Below are 6,303 nucleotides of genomic sequence, written 5' to 3'. Positions count from 1 at the left end.
GCTCGTGGCTCAGAGCACCATCGCCGCGACCCAGCCGAAGATCAGCAGCGGCACGTTGTAGTGCAGAAACGTCGGCACCACGCTGTCCCAGATGTGGTCGTGCTGGCCGTCGGCGTTGAGACCAGCGGTAGGGCCGAGAGTCGAGTCCGACGCCGGCGAGCCGGCATCACCCAGCGCCGCGGCGGCCCCCACCAGCGCGATGGTCGCCATCGGCGAGAAGCCGAAGTTGAGCGCCAGCGGCACGTAGAGCGAGGCGATGATCGGAATGGTCGAGAACGACGAGCCGATGCCCATGGTGATGAAAAGCCCTACCACCAGCATCACCAGCGCCGCCAGCCAGCGGTGATCGCCGATGACCTCGGTGGAACCGGCGACCAGGCTCTCTACCGCGCCGGTCGCCTGCATCACGCTGGCGAAGCCCGCCGCGGCGATCATGATGAAGCCGATCTGCGCCATCATCCGCATGCCTTCGGTGAAGACGCCGTCCTGCTCGCGCCAGCGAAAGACGCCGCTCACCGAAAGCAGCGCGAAACCGAAGAGACCGCCGAGCACCATCGATCCGGTGTAGAGCTGCACCCCCACCGTGCCCACCAGCGCTGCGACCAGCAAAAGCTTCTGCCACAGCTTGAGACGACCGTCGGCGACCACTTCGGCAACGCTTTCGTCGTGCTCGCGACTGTCCTGATTCGCTCCACTCACCGACAGTGGCCGGTCGGCGTAATTGCGCTTGCGTCGGTAGCTCGCGAACACCGCCACCAGAAGCCCCAGCGCCATGCCGCCGATGGGAATCGCCATCGCCAGCGGTACCTGGGCGGCCTCGACGTCGAGGCCGTTGGCGTTGAGGTTGGCCAGCAGGATGTCGTTGAGGAAGATCGCACCGAAGCCCACCGGCAGCAGCATGTAGGGCGCGGTGATGCCGAAGGTGATAACGCAGGCGACTGCCCGGCGGTCGAGCTGGAGCCGGTTCATCAGCGTCAGCAGCGGCGGCACCAGAATCGGGATGAAGGCGATGTGCACCGGAATCAGGTTCTGCGAACTCACTGCCGCCAGCCCCAGCGCGCCGAGCAGCGCCAGAATGATGGGGCGCCGCTTGAGCATCCCGCCACCGTCGAGGTCGAGCCGCTCGACGGCCCCTCGCGCCAGCCACTGCGTGATACCCGAGCGTGACAGCGCCACCGCGAAAGCCCCCAGCACGGCGTAGGCGATGGCGACCGTGGCGCCGTTGCCCAGGCCATCGTTGAAGGCCGTCAGGATATCGTCGAGCGGCATACCGGCATACCAGCCCCCTACCAGCGCCGCGGTGATGAGTGCGAACACCACCGACACCCGCGCCAGACTCAGCGTGACCATTATCAGAATGGCCAGAACCACCGCATTCATTCGTCGCCCCTTGTTGTCATCGCTCGTCGTTTGGTCGTGATTCGCCCATGTCGTCACCGGCGCTCTTACGCGTCTGCAACACCGGGCGCCCCTTCGCGAAGCCGCCGATGATATCGCCCCCGCTGGCGAACGCCAGCCATTCCGGCCGGAGAGCGAGTATCGAAAACGACAGCGGGGCGGCCGATGGGCCGCCCCGCTGGGGTCGAGCGCAATGTTGGGAAGTGGTCAACCGTCATTTCGTGAGATCGACCGTCACCCCGTGAGATCAACCGTCATCCCGTGAGATCAACCGTTGGCGGCCGGGTGCGGCGGATACTCGCGCTCGCTGGGGGCCGGCGGGAAGTACTGATAGAGCCAGGTCTCGCTGATGGTCCGGTCTTCGGCGTTCAGGCTCAGGCGCATGTTGACGGGGTCGGTCGAGTCCGACGTCGGGTACCAGTCGAACTGAATACGAAAGCCCTCGATCTCCTCGACCCACAGGATCTCCAGCTCCTTGGTCTCACCCTCGGGCACGTCGAGCTGGGTGTGCACGTTGATGTCGTTGTCGTAGAGGCGCTTGAGATCGCCGCCGACGAAGTCCACCGCGATGCGCTGGGCCCAGGTCTCCGGGTAGTGCTCGCCCGGCGCCCACCCTTCGGGAAAGCCGCCGATGCCGGTAAAGGTCTTGCGCACGCGCGCCAGGTCGGTACGCGTCGGCGGCAGCGCGCTCCAGTAGAGCTTGTAGGCGTAGTGCAGCGACTGACCCGGCTCGACAGGCTTCTCGGGTTTCCAGAACGCCACCACGTTGTCCATGGTCTCGCCGGTGGTCGGGATCTCGAGCATCTGCAGCGCGCCACGACCCCACTGCCCCTGGGGCTCCACCCACAGGCTCGGACGCTTGTGGTAGTTGCCGACGATGTCTTCGTAGCTGTCGAAGTCGTGATCGGTCTGCAGCAGGCCGAAGCCCTTGGGGCTGTCGTCGTCGAAGGTGTTGAACTGCACCCGCGGCGGGTTGTTCAGCGGCCGGCAGACCCACTCGTCGTTGCCGCGCCAGATCGAGAGCCGGTCGGAGTCGTGAATCTGCGGGTGGAAGGTGTGACACATGGTGCGCTGCTGGGTGCCGCAGCTGAACATGCTGGTCATCGGGGTAATGCCGAGCTGAGTGATCGATTGCCGCGGATAGAGGGTCTTGTCGATCTCCATGACCACGCGCTCGTCTTCGCAGTGGATGACGAAGCGGTAGGCGCCGGCCAGGCTCGGCGAATCGAGCAGCGCATAGGCGGTGAAGGTGGTCGCGTCCGGTTCCGGGGTCTCGAACCAGAACCGGGTAAAGGCGGGGAACTCCTCCTGCTTGCCGTCGGCGTAGGTGTTCACCGCCACGCCGCGCGCGGACAGGCCGTACTGGTAGGTGTCGTCGACGGCGCGGAAGTAGCTCGCGCCCAGGAAAGAGACGATGTCCCGCTCGGTGAGCGAGGGCGCCTTGAACACGCGAAAACCGGCGAAGCCGAGATCGCTCTGCCCCTCGAGCTGCGAGGAATCGACCTCGGCTCCCGAGTAGTCGAACAGCTCGGGCCGGAAATGGATCTCCCGCGCCCGGCCCGACTCGCCATCCACGGCATACATCCGTACCGGCTGGTTGAACGCCATGCCGACATGGAAGAACTGAATGTCGAGCGGCCCGTTCCTGTCGTGCCACAGGGAGTGGTCCGGGTCGTAGCCGATGGCGTTGTACTGCTGCGGGGTCAGATTGGCGAGCGCCGGCGGCAGCTGCCGCACCGTGCTCTCGTACGCCTTCGCCCCCAACGCTTCGGCGTAGGATTTGAGCCAGTCGAAGCTGAACGCCTGAGACTCGCCGTCGGCGATATCGCTCGAGGCCCGCGCCGCCGCGAACAGTGGCGCCGACGGCAGGCCGTACCAGGCCGCCAAGGCAATGGCGCTTTTCAGCACACTTCTACGATCCATGAACACCCCGTCCTCTTGTCCGTCTGAAAGCTACGTGTGAACAGCTATGCGTATGAACAGCCATGCGTACGAACAGCCATTCGTACGAGCCGTCATACGTGTGAATGAATCCGCGCTCGAACGCCGACCCGGCGGACGCCGGCACGGGCCGACAGCCGAAACGCAGCATAACCGATCGCGCTGCATCAAACGCTGTTGCCGTGCGCGGTTCCAGGCTCAGACGTCGAAACGCGCTCGGGGTTCAGTCGCTGCCGCCGACGCTACGTGGGACTAACCAAGACACCACACGCTGGATACACAGGGCCCGAACGACGACCGCCCGGCCGCTTGTCGCGGCCGGGCGGCTGGGGTAGCGCGTATCGGTCCGGACGAAGACTGAAGAGAGGTGACGTCAGGCGCCGAGATCCTTGGAGAGCGAGGGCTGCACGACCTCGATCCAGTAGCCGTCGGGGTCCTTGACGAAGATCACGTTCTTCATCTTGCCGTCGTTCGAACGCTTCTTGAATTCGACGCCATTGTCGTCGAACCAGCGCTCCGCGGCCGCGACGTCCGGCACGGAAAAGCAGATATGTCCGAAGCCCTGCGGCTCGGCATTGCCGTCGTGATACGAAAGCTCGGGATCGTTCTCGCTGCCCCAGTTATGGGTCAGCTCGAGCACGCCGCGACGGCCGAAGGTGTAGGCCGTGCGCTCGCCGTCGTCCGTCGGGATCTCGTCGGCGTCGGCGTGCGCCAGAAAATAGAGCGTGAACTGCATCTCCGGAAAGTCGAGCTTGCGCAGCAGCCGCATGCCGAAGACCCGGGTATAGAACGCAAGCGACACCGCGGGATCCTTGGCGCGCAGCATGGTGTGGTTGAGCACGAAGCCCTGAGTCTCGGTCGGCGCCGGCTCGACGCCGGACACCTTTTCTTCGGAATACGCCATGAAAAACCTCCTTGAAGAGCGCGGTCGTGTCGCCCAAGATGGGGGCGAGCGAGCCACTCTCAAGGCGTCAACGAGCGCTCGGGCGCTTTTGCCCCGCATGGCGCTGCTCTACACTCGGGCGGTATCCGCCGGCCAGGATCCGCGTCTCATGCCGTTAGTCACGACTCCCCACTTGCCCGTCGGGCGTGCACCTCAGGTGTCTCGCCGCTGTCGCGTCTCGATGCTTTTCACGCTGCTGGCGCTGATGCTGCTCGCCGGCTGCAGCTCACAGAAGGCGATCGTCACCCGCGATGTCGGCCCCGCCATCGACGGCGACAATCTCTCGATCAACCGCATTCTGGTGATGTCGGCGGCGAAAGACGCGCTCGGCACGCCCTACCAGTGGGGCGGTTCCACACCGCGAGGCTACGACTGCTCGGGGCTGACGCAGATGGCCTACGCCAAGATCGGCGTGCAACTGCCGCGCACCTCCAACGATCAGTACCACACGCTCGACGAGATCGACGTGGCCAGACCCGGCGACCTGCTCTTCTTCGGCGCCGGCAGCCGCGCGACCCATGTGGGTATCTACATGGGTGACCGGCAGATGATCCATGCCCCGGGCAGTGGCCGCACGGTGACGGTGTCGTCGCTGGACGTGCGCTACTGGCAGCGCCACTATCTCGGCGCGGCTGCCCCCACCCAGTGACCGCGTGAACGCCGCGCGACCGCTGCTGACACTTCCATCAAGGCTTATCGCTTGTCCGCATCCGCACCCGACCGCCGGCGCATCGCCGGCTTCTGTCTGCTCGGCGCCGCCGGGCTCTACGTCGGCGGCGTAGGGCTCGAGCGTACCTATCCCGGCTTCGTCTGGCTGACCGCCTTCGCCGAGGCGGCGCTGATCGGCGGCATCGCCGACTGGTTCGCCGTCACCGCACTCTTTCGCCACCCGCTGGGGCTGAAGATTCCGCATACGGCGATCGTGCCACGGAACCGGGCGCGGCTGGGGCGCAGCCTCTCGAGCTTCATCCGCGAGAACTTTCTCGACGAACGCTACGTGCGCGAAAGCGTCGCCCGCTTCGACCTCGCCACCGCCCTGGTCGACTGGCTTTCCCGGCCGACACGCCGTCAGGCGGTGGCTCAGCGACTCGCGAGCGCGATGGCAGCGGCGCTGGCCGCCGTGCGCCAGGACGCGGCGCGGGCGTTTCTCACCCAGGCGCTGCGCCATCAGCTCGGCAGGCTCGACACCTCACGGGCCCTGGCGGCCTCGCTGCAGGTGCTGGTCGCCGAGCGCCGCCATCAGGCGCTGCTCGACGACAGCCTCAAGCGGCTGTCGGTCTGGCTTGCCGTGGAAGAGAACCAGGAGCGGGTGAAGCACTTCATCACCGATACCGTCTTTCGGCTGTTCAATCCCAAAGTGATGGGGCGGGAAGTGAGCCTCAACCGGCTCGCCGGCTGGCTGGTCCGCGAGCGCATCGTCGAGCAGAGCGCACAGCTGATCCAGGCGGTGAGCGACGACCCGGACCATCCGCTGCGCCACCACCTGGACACGCAGTTCGCCGCGCTGATCGAGCAGGTGCGTTCCGACCCGGCGCTGCACGAGCGCCTCGACCGGCTGCGCGACGACCTGCTCGCCAACGATCGCCTGGCCGACTGGCTCGGCGCCGTCTGGGAGGACATCGTGGCGTGGATTTCACAGGATCTGGCAAGCGACGACTCGGAGATCGAGGGCCATCTCGAGCGCTTCATCGGCTGGTACACCGACTCCCTGGCCGACGACCCGGCAGCGCGCCAGTGGCTGAACGATCAGGCCCAGGCGGTCATTCCGCCGCTGGTGCAGCGCAGCGGCCCGCATGTCGATGCCTGGATCGAGCGCTACCTGGATAGCCTCGACAGCGACGAGATCGTCGCGCAGATCGAGAAGAACGTCGGCAACGACCTGCAGTACATCCGCATCAACGGCACCCTCGTCGGCGGGCTGATCGGGGTGGCGATCCACGGCCTGACCGCCCTCGCGCTGCTTCTGGCCGGCTGAAACAACGCCGGTCGATCCGCCGTCTGCCGAGACATCGCCGAACGAA

General features: G+C 66.1%; 5 protein-coding genes. 2 read left to right on the top strand and 3 right to left on the bottom strand.

Features of this window, described 5'->3' with window-relative positions; genetic code table 11:
* Nucleotides 1-9: 9 nt before the first annotated feature.
* The 3 genes from DOM33_RS14755 to gloA form a co-directional block, all read right to left on the bottom strand.
* Entirely contained in the window at nucleotides 10-1,380 is a 1,371-nt protein-coding gene (locus DOM33_RS14755; protein WP_110670243.1) for a Na+/H+ antiporter family protein, read from the bottom strand.
* A 285-nt stretch (nucleotides 1,381-1,665) separates the two neighbouring features.
* On the bottom strand, nucleotides 1,666-3,321 hold the full coding sequence (locus tag DOM33_RS14750) for an OpgD/OpgG family glucan biosynthesis protein (RefSeq protein WP_110670367.1): 1,656 nt from the start codon (nucleotides 3,319-3,321) through the stop codon (nucleotides 1,666-1,668).
* A 391-nt stretch (nucleotides 3,322-3,712) separates the two neighbouring features.
* Nucleotides 3,713-4,243, bottom strand: a complete 531-nt coding sequence (gene gloA, locus DOM33_RS14745) for a lactoylglutathione lyase (RefSeq protein WP_110670241.1) — start codon at nucleotides 4,241-4,243, stop codon at nucleotides 3,713-3,715.
* Here gloA and DOM33_RS14740 point away from each other — a divergent pair.
* On the top strand, nucleotides 4,242-4,931 hold the full coding sequence (locus DOM33_RS14740; RefSeq protein WP_239495379.1) for a C40 family peptidase: 690 nt from the start codon (nucleotides 4,242-4,244) through the stop codon (nucleotides 4,929-4,931). The two genes, gloA and DOM33_RS14740, sit on opposite strands and share 2 nt — an antisense overlap.
* A gap of 51 nt (nucleotides 4,932-4,982) precedes the next feature.
* Complete coding sequence (locus tag DOM33_RS14735; RefSeq protein WP_162617988.1) at nucleotides 4,983-6,257, top strand: DUF445 domain-containing protein; 1,275 nt, start codon at nucleotides 4,983-4,985, stop codon at nucleotides 6,255-6,257.
* Nucleotides 6,258-6,303: the final 46 nt, after the last annotated feature.

The sequence above is a fragment of the Salinicola halophilus genome, assembly GCF_003206155.1.
In the GTDB taxonomy this organism is placed as follows: Bacteria; Pseudomonadota; Gammaproteobacteria; order Pseudomonadales; family Halomonadaceae; genus Salinicola; species Salinicola halophilus.
The sequence above is the reverse complement of the archived record's forward strand: the minus strand, read 5'-3'. Positions and strand labels throughout refer to the sequence as shown.

Coding starts and splice junctions, on each gene's coding strand:
- DOM33_RS14755 (WP_110670243.1), bottom strand. CDS start 1,380: ATGAATGCGGTGGTTCTGGCCATTCTGATAATGGTCACGCTGAGTCTG.
- DOM33_RS14750 (WP_110670367.1), bottom strand. CDS start 3,321: ATGGATCGTAGAAGTGTGCTGAAAAGCGCCATTGCCTTGGCGGCCTGG.
- DOM33_RS14740 (WP_239495379.1), top strand. CDS start 4,242: ATGAAAAACCTCCTTGAAGAGCGCGGTCGTGTCGCCCAAGATGGGGGC.
- gloA (WP_110670241.1), bottom strand. CDS start 4,243: ATGGCGTATTCCGAAGAAAAGGTGTCCGGCGTCGAGCCGGCGCCGACC.